Annotated in this window: 20 protein-coding genes; 12 read left to right on the forward strand and 8 right to left on the reverse strand. The window is 57.9% G+C overall.

The window, feature by feature from the left end:
* Complete coding sequence (locus VJU77_03435) at positions 1-2,082, forward strand: tetratricopeptide repeat protein (GenBank protein ID HKP02392.1); 2,082 nt, start codon at positions 1-3, stop codon at positions 2,080-2,082.
* Positions 2,083-2,166: 84 nt separating this feature from the next.
* Here VJU77_03435 and VJU77_03440 read toward each other — a convergent pair whose 3' ends face one another.
* The 3 genes from VJU77_03440 to VJU77_03450 all read right to left on the reverse strand — a co-directional run bounded on the left by VJU77_03440 (position 2,167) and on the right by VJU77_03450 (position 4,654).
* The gene (locus VJU77_03440; GenBank protein ID HKP02393.1) at positions 2,167-2,589 is read right to left on the reverse strand and encodes a YkgJ family cysteine cluster protein; all 423 of its coding nucleotides are present in this window, start codon (positions 2,587-2,589) and stop codon (positions 2,167-2,169) included.
* A gap of 103 nt (positions 2,590-2,692) precedes the next feature.
* Positions 2,693-3,916, reverse strand: coding sequence for an NAD(P)/FAD-dependent oxidoreductase (locus tag VJU77_03445; GenBank protein ID HKP02394.1), 1,224 nt, complete (start codon positions 3,914-3,916; stop codon positions 2,693-2,695).
* Between the two features lie 3 nt (positions 3,917-3,919).
* Positions 3,920-4,654 (reverse strand): DUF72 domain-containing protein, encoded by a 735-nt coding sequence (locus VJU77_03450; GenBank protein ID HKP02395.1) that lies wholly within the window; start codon positions 4,652-4,654, stop codon positions 3,920-3,922.
* 141 nt (positions 4,655-4,795) lie between these two features.
* Here VJU77_03450 and VJU77_03455 point away from each other — a divergent pair, with 141 nt between their 5' ends.
* The 3 genes from VJU77_03455 to VJU77_03465 all read left to right on the forward strand — a co-directional run bounded on the left by VJU77_03455 (position 4,796) and on the right by VJU77_03465 (position 6,533).
* The gene (locus VJU77_03455; GenBank protein HKP02396.1) at positions 4,796-5,209 is read left to right on the forward strand and encodes a DoxX family protein; all 414 of its coding nucleotides are present in this window, start codon (positions 4,796-4,798) and stop codon (positions 5,207-5,209) included.
* A 5-nt stretch (positions 5,210-5,214) separates the two neighbouring features.
* Complete coding sequence (locus tag VJU77_03460) at positions 5,215-5,994, forward strand: dienelactone hydrolase family protein (protein HKP02397.1); 780 nt, start codon at positions 5,215-5,217, stop codon at positions 5,992-5,994.
* Between the two features lie 119 nt (positions 5,995-6,113).
* On the forward strand, positions 6,114-6,533 hold the full coding sequence (locus tag VJU77_03465) for a transposase (protein ID HKP02398.1): 420 nt from the start codon (positions 6,114-6,116) through the stop codon (positions 6,531-6,533).
* A 97-nt stretch (positions 6,534-6,630) separates the two neighbouring features.
* Here VJU77_03465 and VJU77_03470 read toward each other — a convergent pair whose 3' ends face one another.
* Positions 6,631-8,739, reverse strand: coding sequence for a S46 family peptidase (locus VJU77_03470; GenBank protein ID HKP02399.1), 2,109 nt, complete (start codon positions 8,737-8,739; stop codon positions 6,631-6,633).
* Positions 8,740-8,993: 254 nt separating this feature from the next.
* Here VJU77_03470 and VJU77_03475 point away from each other — a divergent pair, with 254 nt between their 5' ends.
* Positions 8,994-11,060 carry a tetratricopeptide repeat protein gene (locus VJU77_03475; protein ID HKP02400.1) on the forward strand — a complete coding sequence of 689 codons (2,067 nt, stop codon included), beginning with the start codon at positions 8,994-8,996 and terminating at the stop codon, positions 11,058-11,060.
* Positions 11,061-11,216: 156 nt separating this feature from the next.
* On the opposite strand, the gene VJU77_03480 is transcribed toward VJU77_03475, so the two are convergent.
* Entirely contained in the window at positions 11,217-11,741 is a 525-nt protein-coding gene (locus VJU77_03480; protein HKP02401.1) for a hypothetical protein, read from the reverse strand.
* Between the two features lie 147 nt (positions 11,742-11,888).
* Positions 11,889-12,494, reverse strand: a complete 606-nt coding sequence (locus VJU77_03485; GenBank protein ID HKP02402.1) for a hypothetical protein — start codon at positions 12,492-12,494, stop codon at positions 11,889-11,891.
* Positions 12,495-12,616: 122 nt separating this feature from the next.
* On the opposite strand from VJU77_03485, the gene VJU77_03490 reads away from it, so the two are divergent.
* The 4 genes from VJU77_03490 (at position 12,617) to VJU77_03505 (ending at position 16,395) form a co-directional block, all read left to right on the forward strand.
* A complete protein-coding gene (locus VJU77_03490; protein HKP02403.1) occupies positions 12,617-13,750 on the forward strand; it encodes an AI-2E family transporter in 1,134 nt (377 codons plus the stop codon).
* Between the two features lie 106 nt (positions 13,751-13,856).
* Complete coding sequence (locus tag VJU77_03495) at positions 13,857-14,825, forward strand: ABC transporter substrate-binding protein (GenBank protein ID HKP02404.1); 969 nt, start codon at positions 13,857-13,859, stop codon at positions 14,823-14,825.
* On the forward strand, positions 14,825-15,628 hold the full coding sequence (locus VJU77_03500) for an ABC transporter ATP-binding protein (protein HKP02405.1): 804 nt from the start codon (positions 14,825-14,827) through the stop codon (positions 15,626-15,628). The genes VJU77_03495 and VJU77_03500 overlap by 1 nt, the downstream gene beginning before the upstream one ends.
* Complete coding sequence (locus VJU77_03505) at positions 15,628-16,395, forward strand: ABC transporter permease (GenBank protein HKP02406.1); 768 nt, start codon at positions 15,628-15,630, stop codon at positions 16,393-16,395. The genes VJU77_03500 and VJU77_03505 overlap by 1 nt, the downstream gene beginning before the upstream one ends.
* 44 nt (positions 16,396-16,439) lie before the next feature.
* Here VJU77_03505 and VJU77_03510 read toward each other — a convergent pair whose 3' ends face one another.
* The gene (locus VJU77_03510) at positions 16,440-17,714 is read right to left on the reverse strand and encodes a hypothetical protein (protein HKP02407.1); all 1,275 of its coding nucleotides are present in this window, start codon (positions 17,712-17,714) and stop codon (positions 16,440-16,442) included.
* A gap of 511 nt (positions 17,715-18,225) precedes the next feature.
* Positions 18,226-18,747, reverse strand: a complete 522-nt coding sequence (locus tag VJU77_03515; protein HKP02408.1) for an energy transducer TonB — start codon at positions 18,745-18,747, stop codon at positions 18,226-18,228.
* 694 nt (positions 18,748-19,441) lie between these two features.
* On the opposite strand from VJU77_03515, the gene VJU77_03520 reads away from it, so the two are divergent.
* The 3 genes from VJU77_03520 to VJU77_03530 all read left to right on the forward strand — a co-directional run bounded on the left by VJU77_03520 (position 19,442) and on the right by VJU77_03530 (position 21,607).
* On the forward strand, positions 19,442-19,699 hold the full coding sequence (locus VJU77_03520; GenBank protein ID HKP02409.1) for a hypothetical protein: 258 nt from the start codon (positions 19,442-19,444) through the stop codon (positions 19,697-19,699).
* Between the two features lie 258 nt (positions 19,700-19,957).
* Positions 19,958-20,659, forward strand: coding sequence for a hypothetical protein (locus VJU77_03525; GenBank protein ID HKP02410.1), 702 nt, complete (start codon positions 19,958-19,960; stop codon positions 20,657-20,659).
* A gap of 132 nt (positions 20,660-20,791) precedes the next feature.
* Complete coding sequence (locus tag VJU77_03530; protein HKP02411.1) at positions 20,792-21,607, forward strand: hypothetical protein; 816 nt, start codon at positions 20,792-20,794, stop codon at positions 21,605-21,607.
* Positions 21,608-21,668 lie beyond the last annotated feature (61 nt).

Raw genomic sequence — 21,668 nt, forward strand, 5'->3', positions numbered from 1 at the left:
GTGATCTTTCGGTCTAAAATACCGCCCTTCATCGTCTTCTATTCGTATAAAGGCGGCGTAGGCCGTAGTATGGCTCTAATCAACGTGGCGGCGATATTGGTGGGTCGTGGCAGACGCGTGTTGGCAATCGATTTGGATTTGGAAGCCCCCGGCATCTCCTATCTGTTACAGCAGAAGCATGCCGGACCGACGGCAGGCTTTGTTGACTTGCTATCGGATGTTTTTCTAGAAAAAGCTGAGTCAGCGATGGCAAATGTCAAAGATCCGCAGGCCATCCTTCGCTACACTCACATATTGGATGTCCCAGAGGAGGTTCGTAGCAAACCGGGTGGAGGATTGATGATTATGCCGGCGGGGAGGCTAGATGCTGATTACGAAAGGAAACGCCAAGCCATTGATCTTCATCGACTCTATCAAGAGGGTAAAGGCAAATCGCTTATGATGCGCCTACGTGAACTAATTATCAGTAGTCGTCAGTTTGATTACGTACTTATTGACTCACGTACTGGCTTTTCTGACGAAGCGGGAATCAGCATTCGCGATCTAGGCGACCACTTACTTATTCTTCATGGCTTAAATAGCCAAAATATTGAGGGCACCGCGCGTGTGATCGAACAGATTCGCAAGACACTTGCGCAGAAGAGACGTAGCAATGTTTCAGTTCCATCCGGTGTGCGCCTTGACGACGGTTCGCGAGAAACAAGTGTGCGAAAACAAAATGTCGAGATCGATTTCGTTGCCAGTCCAGTTCCCATCGGCGAGGATATTTTTCGGCGCAGGCGCATTGAAGAGGCAAACGATCGGTTTACGTCTGCGTGGGGCAAACTGATTAGCGTACGTCTCTCCATACCGTATCATCCGCGTCTCGCCCTAGATGACGAGCCCGTCTTGTTTCATCAGACGGAAGGGGGACTCTATTTGGCCTATATGGCCATCGAAGAGCGCGTCCGGGAAATGAGCGGTGATACAACGGCAATTTGGTCTACACGCGCTCAGGAAGCGATCGCTGCCGGAAATCACGAGGACGCGATTCAATACTTTAGAGAGGCTGCAGACCTGGGGGCGAAACCGACCTCTTTGATTATGTCGGCTTGCAGTGGACTCGTTGGAAAAGAGGAATTCACCGCTTATTGGAAGCTACTGGAAGAGTTATCTCCTGGCAGAAATCCTCTTGAACTTCTCGTTGGCATTCAACATTTCGAACAACAAAGAAGATATGAAGATGTAGAGAACTTATATCGTGAGGCAATTGAACGATATCCGGCCGACGAAAGCTTTAAAATACCGTTTGCAAATTTTCTCCGGCGGTATCGCAATAAGCCGCAAGAAGCGGCTCAACTTTATCGCCGCGCATTAGAGCGGTCACCTGAGAATGTAACGCTACTCTCGGATCTTGCGGGATTATTATGGCGATCTTTGGGCATGCAGGATGAGGCAGAAGGCCTCTTACGCACGGCTATCAAGAATCATCCCCATAATGCTCGATTGCTTAGTCACTTGGCTAATTTGCTATGGTACGCTCGGAGTGATTATGAACAGGCGGAAGAGCTTTTCGAGGACGCATATCGTCTACAGTCCAACGACGAGATTGTGGTAGGGCGTCTTGCAAACTTCCTCTGGAAGGTCAAGAAGGACTTTGCCCGAGCCGAAAGACTGTATGCTAAAGCTGTCAATCTCACGCCAGATGACGGCGACAATCTTTGTAATTATGCCGGATTTCTGTTGGCTCAGCGTCGTGATACGGAGCAAATGCTGCTTCGCGCATGGGCTGTGTCATTTAATCGTCGGGATCAAACGACTGCCGAGATTGCTTTCTATCGGGGCGTGCAACTCCGTATAATAGGCAAACAGGATACTTTACCGCTCTCTTACTTGAAAACCCTGTTGCGGTTAGAATTTCCTCGAATGCCTTGGTCTTTTGAAGAGGTTTTACGCATAGCAGGAGAGAAGTTCACCGCGCAGATTTTCGATTTGTACCGAACCTTGGCAGCTGCAATCTTAGATCCAAGCCGCCTCCAGGATTTGGAGCGGTCACCTCATTGGAGAGAGTTAAAAGAGCAACCGATATCGGACGATATCTAAGAGCTTTCGCCGTCGCGAGCGCTCACTCCTTCGTACGGCTGCGAGGGCCCCTAGGGTCTGCGCGGTTCGCAAACAGCTCTTTCGTTATAGATCCTTCAGCGCATCCGTAACGGTATTCTGCAAGAGGCGGGGCCCGCCGCCGCCTAGCGATTCGTCGACTGCTTCGAGTCGCCGGATCAGATCAATCACTTCGCGCCGGTCGTAGGGGCCGCCGGCCGCGGCGCAGAAATGGGTCCGGCAACCAAACGGACGGGAATCGTAAATAAGGCAATTGCCGGTTGGAGAATCGAGCAGCGGACAAGCACCCGTGGGATTCACCGGCAAAGCTTTGCGGCCGGTTGCGCGCAGGGCCTTCGCCGCCAGAAGCGCTTCACCCTTGGTGAGGTAAGGGGTGCGGCCGGTGAGCTTGAAATGGCAACATTTCTTCAACCGAACGCAATTCCGGTCGATAGGCCGCGACGCAAGGTCGGCGTAAACCTGGCGAACTTCCTCGAGGGCTTCATTCACGCGCAATCCTAACCGCGATAACCGATCCCGGCTACAGCGGGCGGATCGAGCGCTCCGTCGCTCGATGAAGGCGTCAAACACCGAGCGACGGATCGCTCGATCCCTAACATCGCGCCATGGCGTTCCCGGCGATCCAACCAGTCGTCCATGCCGCCTGGAAATTGAAGCCGCCGGTGATTCCGTCCACATCGAGAAGTTCGCCCGCGAAATACAAACCGGGGGCCACGCGGCTTTCCATTGTCTTGAAATTTACCTCGCTCAGCTTCACGCCGCCGCAGGTGACGAATTCGTCCTTGTTCAGGGATTTTCCATGCACGGTCAGCTCGGTCCGAACGAGAAGCGCCGCCAGCACGATCGCCTGTTCGCGGGAAAGAGTCGTCGCCCGGACGGAAGCATCGATCCCGGCGAGGTGGGTAAGCGCCTCCCACAAGCGATTTGGCAGACCGCCGAGCGGTGAGTTTGCGACGAGCTTGTTTGGGTTGGTGCGGCGCAACTCCTGCAATTGGTGTTGGACGGATTCCGCTGTCGCGCCCGGCAGCCAGTTCAGGCGAAGCGAAAACTGATAATCCTGCTCATGGAGCTCACGCGCGCCCCAGGCCGATAAGCGCAGAATCACCGGACCGCTCAATCCCTGGTGGGTGATCAGGACCGGGCCGCGTTCCCGCAAACGGGCGGACGGCACCGACGCTTCCACTTCGCTGACGGAGACTCCCGGCAGCGAGCGCAGCCATGCTTCGGTGACATGAAACGAAAACAGGGAGGGCACCGGCGCGGCCAATTCGTGGCCCAGGGATTCAGCGATTTGTCCGCCGACGGCGGAACGCGTTCCTCCGGTGGCGAGCAACAACCGATCGAAGATCGCCGTCTTTCCGTCGGCAAACTGTAACTCGAATCCGCCATCCGTTCGTCGAACCGCATCGACCCCTTTCCTTCGAAACATTCGCACCCCGGCCGCTTTCGCCTCGTAGAGGAGGCAATCGATGACGGTTCCGGACGCGTCCGTCACCGGAAACATCCGGCCGTCCTCCTCTGTTTTCAGCCGGACTCCGCGGCGCTCGAACCAGGCCACGGTATCGCTCGCGGAAAAGCGGTGGAGCGGCGAGATCAGCGCGCGTTCGCCCCGTGGATAATTTTCGCTCATTGCGCGCGGCTCGAAGCAGGCATGGGTCACGTTGCAACGGCCCCCGCCGGAAATCCGAACCTTGGTCAGGAACTCCGAGCTACTCTCGTAGATCGAAACTTCATTCGCCGGGTTCGCCTCGGCGCAGGTAATCGCGGCGAAGAATCCTGCCGCGCCGCCACCGCCGATTGCGATCTTTGCGCCCACGACTTAAGCGACCTGGTGTCCCCGCGCGCGGAGACGCTTCCGAAGTTCCCGCGCATTCTTGATCGCGAAACCCTCGCGGTCGTTGTCGAAATAGATCCAGGCTTCACGCGCTCCGCTCGATTCAATTCGGGAAGCGCACTCGTCCAACTCCACGCCGGCATAGTCGTGCCGGTACCATCGACTCCGGCCGTGGAGCCGGGCATAGATGACGTCGCTCGTCCGGATAAGGTCGTCGGGCAATCGCGGGGCGCTGACCGCGCAAAAAATCAGGCCGCGCTCGCGGAACCGGCGATAGACGGCTTCGCGCCACCAACTCTTATGCCGAAATTCCACCGCGTTGCGATAGCGCGGGTCGAGCTGCCGCACAATGCTCGCCAGGCGCGACGCCGTGTAGCGGTAGCTCGGGGGAAATTGGAACAGGAAGCAGCCCAGCTTTTCCCCCAGGATTTTTTCGAGACCGCAAAATTCTTCCACCAGCATTCGGGTCCGCACCATCCGCTTTTCGTGCGTGATTAGGCGATTCACCTTAATGGAATAGCGAAAGCCTTCGGGAGCGTTGCGCCGCCAGCTTTTGACGGTGCCGAGCTTCGGCCAGCTGTAGAAGGGCGCGTTCAATTCAACCGTGTTGAAGACCGAGGTATAATGCCGAAACCAGGTGTCGGTCCGTTTCGTGTCGGGATAAAAAATCCCGCGCCAATGCCAGTAAAACCAGCCGGAGCAACCGATGTGAATCTGCACCCGGCACGGTGATGCAGGGAACGCGTGTTGCCAATCAAGGAGCGGCGGTTTGAAACCGCCGACTGAGAAAACAGCGGTTTCAAACCGCCGCTCCTTGGTAAGAATCTTGACATCGCGCGACCCCCCGAACAGCCTGCCCACATGAACTCACTGAAGCGCTTCGCGGATCCCGTTTATTGCCTTATGCGACTTGTGGTCGGCCTGCTTTTCGCCTGTCACGGTGGCCAGAAAATTCTTGGATTCCCACCCGCAGCCAAGGCGATGCAGCTCGACACCCTGGGGATGGTCGGCGGTTACATCGAACTCATCTGCGGGTTCATGATCGCGCTTGGGTTGCTGACCTGCGTTGCGGCCTTCATCGCCAGCGGCATGATGGCCGTGGCCTATTTCATGGTCCACGCGCCCAACGGGTTTTTCCCGATCGTCAATCGCGGCGAGGCGGCGGTCCTCTATTGTTTCGTCTTTTTCTTTATCTTCTTCTACGGGAGCGGAAGATTCAGCCTGGACGCGCTGCTCTTTAGACGCGGCGACTCGACGGTTCCGCCCGCGGTCTGACGAACATGAAAAAGTTTTCCTTTCTTTGCCTCCTCCCCATCCTCGCCGTCGCTACCGCGTCCGCCCAGGACTGGGCCAAGGCGCGCCTGGAAAAATCGTCGCGCCATGGCGAATGGGTCGATTTCAAATCGGGCGAGCGGAACGTGAAGGCGTTCGTAGTTTACCCCGAACGGAAAGACAAGGCGCCGGTCGTCCTCGTGATTCATGAAATTTTCGGGATGACCGATTGGGTTCGCGGAATGTGCGATCAACTGGCCGAAGCCGGCGTCATTGCGATCGCGCCCGATCTGTTGAGCGGCCAAACCTACGCGGACGTGGATGGGGCGCGAAAGGCCATCTCCGCGCTGCCGAAAGAACAGGTCCAGGCCGATCTCGACGCGACCGCGGAGTATGCCCTGACCAAAATTCCCGCGGCCAACGGTTCGCTGGCGGTCTGCGGATTTTGCTGGGGCGGGGGATGGACGTTCAACTACGCCAGCATGAATCCAAAGCTGAAGGCCGCGTACTCCTTCTACGGAACAGCAGTCGATAACGCCGAGGCGCCCGGGAAGATTCCGTGCCCGGTCTACGGGTTCTACGGCGAGAACGACGCTCGCGTGAATGCGACGATTCCAAAAGCCGAGGAACTAATGAAAGCCGCCAATAAAAAATACGAGCCGGTGATTTATAAAGGCGCCGGCCACGGCTTCATGCGCGAGGGCGAATCGCCGACCAGCACGCCGGAGAACAAGAAGGCCCGCGATGACGCGTGGACGCGCTGGAAGACGCTGCTGAGCGCGCTTTAATGGTAGGGACGGCGCGCGGCGCCGTCCGCTGAATGTCCCCCCAGCCCCCCAACGCAGATTCGCGGACGCCGCCGCGCGGCGTCCCTACCAGGCCTGTTCGCAAAACGCTTCCGCATGAGGTGCCGCTTTGGCTGCATCCGAGCGAAGAAAATTATTTCATTACGATTTGCTGCCGCGAACGCGGAAGAAATCGCCTGGCGAAACCGGGAGTCGCGCCGGCATTAATCGAAACCATTAAGCACCGGAATGAGCGGCAACTCTGGTATGCGCACCTGGTCGTGATCATGCCAGACCACGTGCATTTGCTGGTGTCCTTCGGCCAAATTCAGATGCGGATTCAATGCGTTGTCAGCAAGTGGAAGGAGTGGACCGCCAAATCGCTGGGCATCCGCTGGCAGCGCGACTTTTTCGAACATCGCTTGCGAAAGGAAGAGAGTTTCCGCGAAAAGGCGGACTACATCCTGGCGAATCCGGTCCGAGCCAGGTTAGTCGAGCGTTGGGAAGATTGGCCCTACATCTTCATTGCTGAGCCATGGTAGGGACGGCGCGCGGCGCCGTCCGCCGAACGTCCCTCCAGCGCGAAATGGCAATTCGCGGACGCCGCAGCGCGGCGTCCCTACCACGCAAGCGCCCGCCTCATTTTCCCAGCTCATCCGCGAGCGCGCCGGCGTCGTAAACTTTCCGGAGCGCTTCGGTGATCGCAGCGGAATCCACGCTCACGGCGCGGGCCTGCTTTTCGGTGTAGATGCAATCGAGAGCGAGCGACTGGATGTTGCCGTCGAAAATAATACCGACGAATTCGTTCGCCTTGTTGACGACCGGGCTGCCGCTGTTTCCGCCGATAATGTCCGCGGTGGAGACGAAGTTGAACGGCGTGCTCATGTCCAGCTTGCTCTTGCGATCGAGCCACCGCTTCGGCAGATCGAAAGGTGGCTCGTTATTATGCTGCGTCGCGCGCTCGTAAAGGCCGGCCGTAGTGGTCAGCGCGGGAATTTGTTTGCCGTTTTCCTCGTAACCCTTCAAAGGGCCGTAGGAAAGACGCAGGGTGAAAGTGGCGTCGGGATAGCTGCTGGTGCCTTGCAACGCAAACCGCGCCTTGGCGATCTCGGCATAGGCCTGCTGCTTCACCTCATCCTGGGACTCAAAGGTTTTGCGAACTTCGCGAGCCGGCCCGTCGATCAGGCGCGCCAGCTCGATCATCGGATCCTTTGCGGCTGAAACCGCGGACGCGCCGCCGTTGTAGAGTTGCTTCCGCACCGCGACATCCTTGAGCTTTGTGCCGCTGACCAGTTCCGTGGCGCGATTGACCGGCGACTTGCCGGCCAAAACCTTCTGCACCAGCGGATCGTTGGCGCCGAACCGCGTCATCACGTCGGTGAGCGAATCGGTGAGCTTCAGGATTTCGTAGTCATCGTAGATCGGAGAGGAAGAAAAGAGCTCCAGCTCGAGCGATTCCTTGTAGCTGTCACGGAATTCCGGGAAGCGTTCGCCATTCGGTTTTGGCATCTCGTCGCCGTGGCGCAAAACCCGGCGCGCATATTGAAAGAGCGTGCTGTTGAACGCGCGCGGGGCCCGGTAACCGGCAGAGGGCCGCCCGCGGGATTGCTCGAAGTAGTAATAAACCGGAAGCACCTTGGCGGTCGCTTCCTGGGCCTGCTTGATCCGATCGTACGCCGCCAGGGTTCCTTTCCATTCTGCGCTGCCGTTCATCCCGTCGCGCAGCTTCTTTTCCCGGTCCTCGATGGAGCGCCAGATTTCCGGATCGAGCAAGGCCGCGGCATATCCCTCGTAGCGCTTGCGGTTGTTCTCGATACCCCGGACATCCTCCTGCGCCCGGCGCTTGTTCTCGAAGGAGCGTCCTCCCCAGGCATGGAGAAGGGATTCGCGGCGATAAAAGGCGCTGAGCAGGTAGGGCACTTCCACGTCGCGCAATTCCGCGAGGTCGCTGATCGAGAGCTGGCGATCGGTCCGCCCGGGATGACCGCTCACGAAGGTGAGCTCGCCGTCCGCGGGACCTTTCGGATTCCACTTCAGGTAATGTTCGATCTTGGCCGGCTTGTCGTTCTCGTAAGCGCGGAAGATGCAGACATCCAAATCGAAACGCGGATACTCGAAGTTGTCCGGATCGCCGCCGTAAAACGCGATCTGCTCTTCCGGCGCGAAGACGAGGCGGACGTCGTCATAACGCTTGTAACGATAGAGGTGGAACTGGCCGCCCTGGTAAAGCGTCACCACATCCGAGCGCAATCCGGTTTTCTCGCGCGATTCTTTTTCGATTTGGGCAATCACGTTGCCGCGGGCTTTGTTCGCGTCTTCCGGGGACATGTTTGGCTGAACGGCGCTCTTCACGCGATCGGTGACGTCCTCGATCGACATCAGGACGTTCAGCTCCAGGTCCGTGGCTTTCACTTCGTCCTTTTGCGTCTTCGCGTAGAACCCGTCCCGGACGTAGTTGTTCTTCTCGCTGCTGATCTTCTGAAGGGTATCGAGGCCGACGTGGTGGTTCGTGATCGCGAGACCGGTGGACGAGACAAACGAACCGCTGCCGCCGGAGTTGAAACGGACACTCGATTTCTGGAGATGCTCGAGCCAATGCGGCGTCGGGTCGAACTGATAGTTATCTTTCAGTTGTTTGGTCGGCGGATTGGTGAAAAGCCACATTCCCTCATCAGCTTTGGAGAGGGAGAAAGCGCTGGAGACGATCGCGAGGGCCAGGAAAGAGCGGCGAAGAATCGGATTAGCCATAGAGCGTGCAGCTTAGGACGGAGAGGTTTAATCGCCAGCGAATTTCTCGATGGTTGCCGTTCTCGCTGTAGCCGCCTCGCTCTGTCGAGGCGTGTTCGAAATCAGGCACGGCGACCGAGCGCCGTGGCTACAGCGTAAGCTCCGCGGCTGCCCACTCATTTTTGCATTCCGCCAGAACCCGCCAACTGTATGCTCCCGCCGTGGCAAAACGACAGAAGCGAAAGGCTCAGAACCGTTCCGACACCGGAAAGCAAATGTCCGTTTCGTCCTCCCAAGCGCGGGAAGGTGGAAAATGGTTCGAGAAGGAGAGCTGGCTCCTGGGAATTGTCCTTCTTCTCACGGCGCTGGCTTTTGCCAATTCGCTTACCGGTGAGTTTCTCTACGATGACTGGTATCAAATCGAGCGGAATCCCCAGATCAAATCCTGGACGTTTCTGCCCTCGGTCTTTTCCCATCACGTCTGGGCATTTTCCGCCACCGAGAACATGCCGGTCAGCGGCCTCTATTATCGGCCGATCTTTAACCTGGCGCTTCTGATTATCTATCAACTGGCCGGCTCAAGTGTAATCGGCTGGCATCTTGTCTCCTTGTTGCTCCATCTTGGCGCGACTGCCCTGGTCTATCGGTTGGGTCGGCTTTGGAATTTTGAAAAGGTCGCCGCCGCCCTGGCGGCCCTGATTTTTGGCCTCCACCCGGTCCATGTCGAAGTGGTCGCCTGGGCTTCGGCGTTGCCTGACCTGATGCTGGGGCTGTTCGGACTTGGTTGTCTCGTTCTCTATGAAAAGTTCCGTCGCGCCGAGCGGCACCGTGGTCTTTGGTTTTTAGGCAGCCTTCTTTGCGCGCTCCTCGCCATGGGAGCAAAGGAGACCGGCTTGATTCTGCCGCTTTTCGTGATCGTGCGCGAAGTGCTGGATTCGGGCGCGGAAAAGGAAACTTTGGGGCGAATCAAGACGCTCGGTCTCCGGACAGGACCATTCGTGCTCGTGGCCATCGGGGCCCTGTCGGCGCGGTATTCCGTCCTGGGATTCTTCGCCCGGAACAACGCCCACTCCATCTGGCACCTGATTCTCACCGTTCCCTTTGTCTTGCTTCACTACCTCCGGACACTGGTCGCGCCCTATCCGCTGGCGTTCATTTACGATTATGAATTTATTTTGTCGGCCACGGACCCGCGTTTCTGGGCCAGCGCCCTTTTTCTCCTGGCGCTGGCGATCTTCGTCATTCGCTTTTGGATTTCCCATCCTCAAGCCCTGAAGGCTTTGGCCTTGTTCGTGGTTTTTCTTTTACCCGCCCTGAATTTACGGGCGCTGACGCCGATCGAATCGATTGTCCACGATCGCTATCTCTATCTTCCTTCAGCCGGCTTTCTTATCTTCGCTGCTTTCCTGCTCCATCGATTGGCGAACCGTTTGAGCGAGCGCCCGGCAACCTTCCTGGTGAATGCCGGAGTGGTTTTCGCGCTAATCCTCACGCCGATAACATGGCTCCAAAACTCCACCTGGCAGAGCGACACGGTCTTGACCGAGCACGCTTTGCGCTTTTCTCCAAGATGGCCGTTCCTCCACCTCCATCTGGCGGAGGTCTATGAAGAAAAAGGCCGCGTCGCGGAGGCCGAAGACGAATTGAAGAAGGCGCTGGCCCTTGGGCCCAGATGGACGGCCGCGTACGAGACGCTCGGGAATTTTTATTCCAAACGAGGCCGGGCCTCGGAAGCGGAGCGCCTTTTCCTGGAGGCGACCCGCCGGGGCACCGATGTTCTGTCGACCCGGGTAAATCTCGCGGTGAATCAAATCCGCCTGGGCAAACTGGCGGAAGCCAAAACGAAACTCGAACAGGTGGTGGCCGAGCACCCGGATAATGCGGCCGCCAATTTCAACCTCGGATTGGTTCATGAAAAACAGGAGCACCTCGATTTGGCGGAACAACATTATCGGAAAGCGATCGCGAAAGATCCGACCTACGTGGATCCGCGCGTGAATCTGGCCGCCGTGCTCGTGCGTCAGATGCGGTTCGACGATGCCTATAAACAGATCGACGCCGTCCGCTCGCTTGCGCCCCAGAACACCGAGATCGTGTTCTCGCTCGCCGGCGCCTACCTCCAGTCGCAGAAGTGTGACCTTGCCGTGGAGACATTGAACCAACTCACCCAGGCGAACCCGAATCAGCCGCGCGCGTTTGTCATGCTGGGATTAGCCTACGAATGCCTTGGGCAGCCGGAGAACGCCCGGTCAAGTTTTCAGCGCGCTGTCGATGTTGCTCCGCAGGACCCGATCATCGCCGTGGCGCGACGGCATCTCGAGCAACTCGCCGCCCCGAAATAGCGATGCCGGCTATTTTTGACCCGACCCTCGCCGTTCCGTCACCCCGTTCCGGGGTTTGGATATTTGACGGCTTGTTTCCCGGAGTTTCGCTGCGCTCCACTCCGGGCTCTAATCCCTCGCCCCGCCGGGGCTCGAACTGACCAGGACCGAAAAACTCTACAGACCGGCCGGATGCCGCACTTCGAAGCCTGACGGCTTGCGCGGGGTCGGCTGCCAGCGAGGCGCCCATTGGCGCGTAGGATTGTGAGGCGAAGTCGTGTCCAGGCGAAGGCCTGCGATCACGGCAAAGGTGTGGCCGCTTCGAGCGTAAACCGTGATCCATTTCCCGGGACCCCGGCTTCCAAAAGCGCGAAGCTCGTTTGAACTCATCGGGAGCGAGACGAGGCCCGCGCCGGCGAGAGCATAGGAAACCGTGCCCGAACAATCGTAGGCGTTATCGTGAAAAGTCTTGTGGCCGCCGCCATACTTATACGGCTTGGTCCGTAATTGGTTTGCCGCCCAGATGGCGCGCTTCACCGAGACCGGGGCGTTGGCCGGGGCGAGAGCTAATCCGTCGCGGAGCCGGGCTTCGTTGCCGGGTGTAGTCGGCCCCGTGGAAGGAAACGCCGCCGCCAGGGCAGCCTGAGCGGTCAGGGCCAGAATTGCGCTGCAAACAATGATTTTCGAATGGGCGAGGGACATGGGCTGGTCGTAGAAGGCCCTTCGTATGCCAGCAGTTACAAAAAAATCAAGCCGGGAATTTGCGTCCCTGCGGGGGAAAGCGTGAATGGTGATAAGTGACTGGTGATTGGTTTAGCTGCTTACCATTCACTTATCACCAATCACCGTTCACTCTTTCGACTGAAGCGCGCTCACCTTCTCCTCCGCGCGGCTGACTTCGGATTTCCGTCCGCTCCCCATGGCCAGCAATTTCTTCTGCCGCTGAAGGTTTAGCCGGGCGGCATCGAGCTCCGCCCGCTCGCGTCGGGCCACGGCCGCTTCCGCTTCCTGCTCGGCCAGCGCCAGGACGGCAACCGCCGCAGCGGTCTCACTCTCAGGAATTTCTCCCGACGCTACCCGCGCCTGCTCCGCCGCTACATCCTCCTTCGCCACTTCCAATTTCGCCTGGGCCAGGTCCGCTTCCAGCCGCACGACTTTGAGGACGCGATTCTCCGCTTCCACTTTCGCGATGACGCCGGCTTTAAAAAGACGTTCGCCGGAAGCGGCGCTCTTTTTCGCCTTCTCCAAAGCGATCCCGATCCGCTCCGGATCGAGCACCGTCTGTCCGGCGACGGCCGTATCGGGGGTCGTGTGGACGACGTTCCGGTTCGGAGTTTCCTGGATGAGGAGGGGCGGTTCGATCTCGAGCGGTTCGCTGGGATTCTTCGGCAACTCCTCCTGGGCCGGCAACGTTGCCGCAAGCAGCAGCGAACTCATCCAGAGGAAACGCCTCATCCCGGAAAGATACCACGAAAGGCCAATCGCTGGCTACAATCTCGTTTCAGCGAATGCCTTAGCTACGTCGCCTCGCAAAATACGAGCGCGCGAAATGCCGGGCAGTCGCGAATCATTCAGCGATGTCTTTTGATGATCGAAACGAAACCGGGGAGGAAACCAAAACCGACCGGCGCCAGGGCAGGCTCCATCGCCTGGCGGATCGTTTGCGTGGGCCGTTCGACATCAAATCGCTCGCGCTCACCGGGCTCTTCGTGCTCGCGGTTTTCTACACGATGTATTTCATGCGGGCGATGATCCTGCCGCTCGTCCTGGCTTTGCTTTTGAGCTATCTCCTCACTCCTCTGGTGCGCGCGCTTACCCGGATTCGGATCCGTCCGCCGCTGGGGGCGGCCCTCATCCTTCTCACCCTGATCGGCCTGGCTGTTTACAGTATTTCCCGGCTCGCGGAACCAGCCGCGGGCTGGATCGAAAAGGCGCCCTACAGTTTGCAGGAGCTAAAACTCAAGCTGCTCCCGCTGAAAAAACCGATGGAGAAAGTCGCCGAGGCCACGGGCGAAATCGACAAGCTGACCGCTCCGGAGCCGGAAGCGGCCAAACCTCAAACGGTAGTGGTGAAACGCAACGCGCTCGCCGAAACCTTTTTCACTCAAACGCCGGAGTTCATCGCCAGCGCGGTGGTCATGCTGATCCTGCTTTACTTTCTCCTCGCGTCAGACGGCGTGTTTCTCGCCAAGATTATCAAATTAAACTCGCGGCTGGAGGACAAGAAACGCGCCCTTTCGATCATGCGCGAGATCGAGTCCCAGATTTCGCGTTATCTGCTCACCGTCACCGCCATTAACATCGGCCTCGGCGTCGCGGTGGGAACCACCGTCCATTTCCTCGGGCTGCGCAACCCGATCATGTGGGGCGTGATGGTGGCCCTCCTGAATTTCGTCCCGTATCTCGGGGCGCTCACCGGGATTATTTGCATGACCCTCGGCGCGGTCCTGAGTTTCGACAGCCTCGGCTACGCGATGGTTTTTCCGGGGAGTTACCTGGTGCTCGCCACCTTGGAAGGAAACTTCATTACGCCGCTGGTCCTCGGCCGCTCCCTGACTTTGAATCCGGTGATAATCCTGATCTCGCTCGCCTTTTGGGGCTGGATGTGGGGAATTTCCGGAATGGTCCTCGCCGTCCCGATCTTGGCCACTTTTAAGATCTTTTGCGATCACATCGAACCGATGACCCCCATCAGCGACTTCCTGAGCTAACCCGCTCGCTTTTCCGATCATTTGCCGGTCATGAGAAAACGTCGCCCACCTGTAATTCCGCTCGTCACCCAACTCGCTCGCCCATTAATCTTAACCGCCTAAACATATGCTGAAGAAAATCTCGCTCCTTCTTGTCGTCGCCGCGTTTGCTCTCGGGCCATCGGTCCAGGCGGCGGAAAACGTGGTCCTTCGCGTCGGCCATTTTCCGAACATCACCCATGCGCAGGCCCTGGTGGCGCACAATTTTTCCCGGCAGGGCAAAGGCTGGTTCGAGGAGCGCCTCGGCGCCGGCACGAAGATCGAATGGTTTGTCTACAACGCCGGACCTAGCGCGATGGAAGCGATCTTCGCTCAATCGATCGATCTCACCTATGTCGGCCCCGGCCCGGCGCTCAACGCTTACACGAAATCGAACGGCGCCGAAGTCCGGCTCATCGCCGGGGCGGCCAACGGCGGCGCGGCCCTCGTGGTGCAGCCGGATCAAAACCTCAAGGCGCCCGCTGATTTCCGGGGCAAGAAAATCGCCACCCCCCAGCTCGGCAACACCCAGGACATCTCCTGCCGGGCCTGGCTCATCGCCGGCGGATTGAAAATCACCCAGCTCGGGGGCGACGCGCAGGTCCTGCCGACCCAGAACCCCGACCAGCTTTCGCTCTTCCAGCAAAAGAAGGTCGACGCCGTCTGGACCGTGGAGCCCTGGGTCTCGCGGCTCGAGAAGGAATCTGGCGGCAAGATCCTTGTGGACGAAAAGGAAGTCGCCACCACTGTCCTTGTCTCAAGCGCAAAGTTTCTCAGCCAACAGCGGGAGCTGGCGAAAAAATTTGCGGAAGCCCATTTGCAGTTGACCGATTGGATGGCGAAGCACCCGGGAGAAGCGCAGAAGCTGATCAAGGATGAACTGCTGGCCGAGACCCGCAGCGACATGGCTCCGGACCTGATAGCGCAATCCTGGCAGCGGATCGTGTTCACGGCCGAGGTGCCACGTCCGTCGATCGAGAGTTTCATGCAGAACTCCATCAAGACCGGGTTCATCAAGACGGCGCCGGACCTATCGAAGTTGTTCGAAAAACCCTGATGCCGCTTCAGGAGGAACTGCAGGGCTTTCCGCCGGCCAAGCTGGCGGTGGAAGATGTGTCGAAGTGGTTTCGCACCAGCCGGCAATCCGTCCACGCCCTCGATCACATCTCTCTCGAGATTTCCGAGGGCGAATTCGTTTGTCTGGTGGGGCCGAGCGGCTGCGGAAAATCGACTCTCCTGGACATCATCGCCGGCCTGGCGACGCCCGACGAAGGCCGCGTCATGGCGGACAATGTACCGGTGATCAATCCCGGCCGGCATCGCCTCGTTATGTTCCAGGAAGCCGCCCTCTTCCCGTGGCTCGATGTCATCGGCAACGTCATGTTCGGGTTGAAGCTGAAGCCCGGGTTGCGCAACAAAGAGCGGCTCGAAGTGGCCAAGTTCTTCCTTCAACTGGTAGGATTAGAGAAATTTTCGAAGGCCCATGTCCACGAACTTTCCGGCGGCATGAAACAACGCGTCGCGCTCGCCCGCGCCCTCGCCCCGAACCCACGCGTCCTTCTCATGGACGAACCGTTTGCCGCGCTCGACGCCCTGACCCGCGAACAGCTTTACAGCGACATTCAGCGCATCTGGCAAAAACGCCGCAAAACCATTGTCTTCGTTACCCACAACGTCCGCGAAGCCGTTTGCCTGGCTGATCGCGTCATTCTCTTTTCGCGCAACCCGGGCCGGATCCGGGAGCAATTCGAAATCCCGCTGCCGCGCCCGCGCGATATCAACAGCATCGAGCTCGCGGAACACGCCGGGAAAATCACTCGCGCTTTGAAAGGCCACATGGAAGGGGAGGTAGCTGAGTAATGCGACGCGTTCTCCTCGCCACCCTTTTCTTCCTGGTCCTGATCGCTGGGTGGCATTTGCTGGTCAAGTCGGGCCGATACTCGCCTGTCCTTCTTCCCTCGCCCCGAAGCGTCGGCGAATACCTGGTCGGCGCGGCCCGCGACGGCACCCTCCTGCAAGCCACCGGCGTCACTGTTCGTCGGCTGCTCGTCGGTTATCTCATCGGCATCCTGATCGGTTTGCCGCTCGGCCTCTTTACCTCGGCGTCAAAATTTATAGAAGACACGATCGGTGTCCTGGCGCTCGGGCTCCAGACTCTGCCGAGCGTTTGCTGGATTCCGCTCGCGTTGCTTTGGTTCGGGCAAACCGAAAGCGCCATGCTTTTCGTCGTGGTCATGGGAACGGTCTGGTCGGTCGTCATCGCCACCGATACCGGCGTGCGCAATATTCCGCCGATCTTCGCCCGGGCCGCGAAGACGATGGGCTCCACCGGCCTGCACAAATGGACGAAGGTGATACTGCCCGCGTCGCTGCCGTTCCTGGTCAGCGGCATGAAGCAAGGCTGGGCCTTTGCCTGGCGTTCCCTTATGGCCGCCGAAATTTATGTCACGATCCTGACCGGGTTCGGCCTGGGTCATCTCCTTCACTACGGTCGCGAGCTCAACGCCATGGAACAGGTCATCGGCGTCATGTTCGTCATCATCGTCATCGGTTTGCTCACCGATAAGATCCTCTTCTCCCCCATCGAGCGATTTTTGCATAACCGCTGGGGCACCGGGCTGCGGTAGCGGCCTAGCAGGTCAGTGCCTTCGGTGCATGACGAGGCCCCAACTTAATTTCCGATCCGCCCTTCGGCTCGGCCAAAAGTTACGTAATGCCAGGCCGCACACGGATAATTCGTCGGCCCGCAATAGTTCGAAATATCTTGGTAGCGCTGGAGATAAAGTGGCGCCCAAAACGGAACGGCTGCCCGGCGCCCTTCGCTCAGTCCCCACCAGTCCCAGTGATTCTCATTGCCGTACTGACCAGGCATCGCGGCCGCGACATCCCCATTCCAGGCCGAATATTGCTGCCAGTCGAATACATCCGGATCGAGGTCGCTAAAATAGGAATGAAGTTGACTCAACGCGTTTCTCATCTCCTGAAATGTTCCAACCACCAGGTAAACGCGGCGGGTCGCGACCTCGCCAGCGTGATACGGCGTGCTTTGGACGAACCGACTCCAGAACACACTGGTCGGAGTCGCGCCCGGGAACATGACCCATTGTAAGAACGGATTGGCGATTGGATGCGAAGCATCTTGCAGCGGTTGGAGCAGTTCCGGACTGTACAACGTCATTCCCGTTCCACTAAAGTCATGCAAAGCGGCCGGGTAATTGGTCCCGTAGTTCGTGGCCAACCCTTTGCTGGTGTCAGGGCAAACGTAGACGTCATCGCCCGAAGTAAAATTTCCGTTCCGGAAATCATACGTTTTGGTGCATCTAAGACTGCTCGGGCCATATGCGGCGATGACGATTTCGCCTCTCGCTAATTCTTCCGGAATGTCGACGGTAGCAACGTACTCGATCACATTCGGTATCCCGGCAAAGCCAATCGTAACCGTTTTATGAAGGACGTATCTGGAGAGAGCGCACTGGTTGTGGGCCGGCCCTTCGCCGTGCTCGCCGCAAACACCATAACCGCCGGGAGGGAGATAAAAGGCCATTTGGGTCGTACTTGTCAGGACGTTGCCCACAGCGCTGATCGATCTGAGCTTGCTAGAGCTGACGGTGGTGTCGATTACGCTTCCGGCCTCATTCGCATTGTAACACTCGACCCAATCAGGGATGCCCGCGTCGGCCGCCGGCTGGGCAAAAACCGCGGTTTGCAACTCACGCCCGTGATCGGCGGCATCAATGAATTGTTTCCCCCTCCACGTGATTGACGTGATCGCGCCGGCGAACGCGTTACTCGTGCCGATGGTCAACGTAGAACCAAGAACGTTCGCTGAAATCGATTTGTTGCCGTTAACAGTTGGTCCCGGCGTTGGACATTGACCGCTCGCCGCGGGAACTCTGAATAGGAGGGCGATGGGGATGAGGGTGAGCAGCAGTTTTTTGGATTTCATTGAGTAATGGAGTTATGCGGCTCTGGTGGGGAGGGCGGGTGGAAAGTGCTGGAGGTGCTTATTCGGGATGACGAATCTACTTCCTGGGGTCGTGGGGATCACGTTGCTCATGGTGGCAGCGCGCTCGGTTGACGCGCAAGAAAAAAGTTGCCGTTGCGAGCAAGCCGAACCGCGTCAGTTAGTTTAGGCGTTTCTTCGAAGCGCCGGCGTTACGAAACCGCCTCGCCGATCGAGCATTTCCTGCGCAATCGCTGGGGAACTGGCTTGCGTTAGGTGGCGGCAAGTTGTGAGTCGAGAGTCGATAGTTGAGAGCCCAGCAAGGCGAGCCAGGTGGATCGCGCGCTACGCCGCGCGATGCCTCCGCTGTGAAGAAAATAACTGCCCGCGAATCACGCGAATAAACGCGAATCAATTTATAGGGATGTCGCGCGGCGCCGTCTTCGAAACCTTCCGGCATCCCATTCGCGCCCATTCGCGTGATTCGCGGGCTAATCCTCCTTTTACCGCCTCGCTACCGGAAGTAATCGATCCGGCGGCGGGGGGGCGGGCCGAAGGTGAATTTCATCGTTTCGACCGTGGCGACGGGAGCGCCGTTTAACCGCGCGGGAATCGCCCGGTATTCCTTGAGGACATTCAGCACCGGACCCTCCAGCCGCCGATCCGCGGATCGGACGATGAACGGATCGACCAGGCGCCCATCGGTGGTCACGATGAAACAAACCCGGACGGAACCCACGACCTCTTCGTTGTTATCGTCATAAACGGGGTTCGGATATCGCGACTTCGTTAGTCTCGCCCAGACGTAGGTCTTGTCCTCGCGAAATTCGACAACGTCGTACTTACTCCCGTAGCGCTCCCGAATCAGCAGATCGACCGGCTCGACTTCCTTGACGATGAGGTTGTAAACCCGCGGCTTGTTTGCCTCGGCCTGACGGGCCGGGGCGAAGACCATTCCGGCGAGAATCAAAACGATAAGAACGCGCGGAAATGGCGAGATCAGCTTTTTTGTCCAGGAGGAAATAAAGAGCGCCATATTTGAAAGGGCGGCAGTCTGCGGAGAAAACAAAGAATCTGCAAGCGAAACGCGCTCGAATTGGGGAATTTGACCGCGGATTGCGCGGATATCACGGATACTCGGCCCCCATTCGGGGGCGGCGGATTAAAGCCGGGAGTGAAGCGACGCGGAACTCCGCGGTGCCGATTCATTCCCAAGCGAGCCCCTGAGCAGGGGCGAACGAAACGCCAGTGCGGTGGCCCCGAAAGCATGCGACGCTGATTGAAGGTGCATGGGTTCCGGCACCCCTTACGGGGTTATGCATTTTCGAACGAGTCCCCGGAGTTCGTTGTGCTCACTCCGGCTCTATTCCGGCGCGCCGCCGGCGCTACCCGGGCTCGCAGCGCACGCTTTCCGCGCCTACGGCCGACAGACGCGACAGCAGAAAGCCCCCAATCGGGGGCGGCGGAGTAAAGCCCGGAGTGAAGCGAAGCGGAACTCCGGGTTGACCGTTTCATCCAAGCCCCTGAGCAGGGGCGACGGAAAACCACCGGCGTATCCCTGAAAAGGATTCGGGGTGTTTCGGCTTGCGTGACTGGCCGCCGGGAAACAACATCAGCGGGAGCTGATGATCGACCCCTTCGCCCAAGTGAACGCTGGAAATGGGCTGCCGAGTCCCGCGGTGTTATACGACATTTTGCCGCATAATTCTCGTTAGATGCCATTCTGATTTGTGAGCGAAGACACTTATCGTCCGGTCACTGAGTATCCGATCACGCAGTATCGATGCGGGGCTCTCGCTGGTGATCGGGTGCGATTGCGTCGCGACATAGGCGAACATCCGGCGGGGCAGATTTGGTCGGTGTTGGCGGGCGCGGCAGAGGAGCCCGTTGTGGTGTGGTTGCGCCAAGCCGACGGCGAATTGCATACGTGGAGCGATGATGCAGACTTTCTTGCAACGTTTGAGATGTTGCCACGCGATGTCATCTAACCAGCCGATCCAGCGAAACCTACCCGTCGTGCGTCCGAAATCTCACATGACCAAATCATTCCGCCTGCGATCAACGCTCGCCTCGGGTAGGCGTCCCTGATCTTATTCTCGTTAGGCCTATACGTGCACCTCGGTAGTTACAACGCAGCCAAACGGCACTACGATGCTTTTCGCGATCTATCGCCTGCGGAGGTCGAACAGCACACAGCTTTTACTCGTTGCCTTACCGAAGCCCGATCGCGTCTTTCGTTGTTCCGGATGCTCGACCGCAATTACACGGACTGGCGGAACTACCTTAATCGCCTTCTCTCGGCGGATTTCCACGAGGATGTCGATGTTTCCGAGGAGCTCAATCGGCTACTGCTCAATTATCTGACGTTCGCCTACACGATCCAGAAACACTTCGCCGTTTCGTTCAGACAACGATTCAAGAAGCAGCAGGCCACGCTCAAGAAATACTTCGATTTCGTTGATCGCCTTTGTGCCGCGTGTTGGCCATTTGCCTTCCTCCTCGATTATCGCGGCTACGTCCAGCACGTCGGACTTGGGATCAGCGCCAATAGCCGAACCGCGAACGATACATCTGTGCGCATCAAGATCACTGCTAGCAGTAAGACCCTTTTGGCCGAGAGTCGCGGTTGGAAGCGCTCTGGTCTTACGGTCGAGAGGGGCGATCTGGACTTGGTCGCCATTTTGAAAGAGTTTCATGTCCAGATGATACAGAGCTATGCCACATTCGTAGCGAAGACTTTTTTCCCTGAGCTGCATCCGGCAGAGGAGTTTTACGCCAGCCTTACACGAGAGATTCAGGAGCGACACCCGAATGCCCGCATGATCTTCTTCACCAAAAAGCCGGAATTTACGCCTGGAGATGGAGGCAAGATGTCTCTGAACATGAACATCATAATGGTGCCGAACGATGTATTCGGTGAACTTGGAATCAAAATCGAACGGGCCTAACCATGCGATGCAGCGGTAAGTATATACTTGACGCAGCGCACCGCTGGTAACGATAGTGTTGCTTCGGAGTCATCCGGTCAAGTTCTCCCGCCGTGGGTTGAAAGTCCGTTCCGGCTCTGGAGCTGGTGGGATATGAACAAATTTAGCGCCGGGATTTTCGTTAATATTGGATCTTCGCTCCACTGGTTTTCAACATTGGCAGAAAGAGGCGAGTGGAGCGATGCAATGCGGGATACCGCTAACAGGTTCGGGGTGTCCATTTCAGATGATCTAAAGGAAATTGGCTGCGATGTGGCAGCAGGGGCTGCGCTTCGTTTCGCCAGCGAGATTCCCCATATTGGATCAAAATATAGGCCGCTCACCGATTTGAAGCCGAGAGCCGAGGAGCTTCAAAACATCATCTATGATGAAATGCGTAGGCATTTATTCTTTTGGGTTCCACCTGGCAAAGCTCGTTACTATGAATTGCCGGATAGAGTCGAAAACTGGGATGATACAGAGCGTGTCTTGCACAACCTCATTTCCCGACGTTTCAATAAAGCACTCAATGAGATAAGCGAGGCGCGTCGGTCCTATGCACTAGACCGCAATACCGGATGTGTTTTCCATCTGATGCGCGCTTGCGAATCTGGAATCAAGTCGCTGTATAAAACGCTGGGCATTACAGCGCCCAGGTTATCGGATAGCTGGGGCAATTTGCTTAAACCGATGGATACGCAACTGGCCTTGCCCCCCAACAAGAGGCATGGCGACTGGGCAACGCACCCCAACTTCTTCGATCACGCGACAAATGACGTTCGCGCCATTAAACGGGCTTGGCGGGACACCACCATGCACATTGAATCTGATTACGATCAGGAAGGGGCGTTCAAAGCTCTAAACGCAGTGACCAGTTTTTTCGTGCACCTCGCCGAGCATCTTGACCAAGACGGAAAGTTTTATCAGTGAGCCCGCTTTTTCACGGCCTTGCGATCCCTGCGATACTCCGCTTCGCGCCGGCTCAGTTCTG

The sequence above is a fragment of the Chthoniobacterales bacterium genome (genome assembly GCA_035274845.1).
Taxonomy (GTDB): Bacteria; Verrucomicrobiota; Verrucomicrobiia; order Chthoniobacterales; family UBA10450; genus AV80.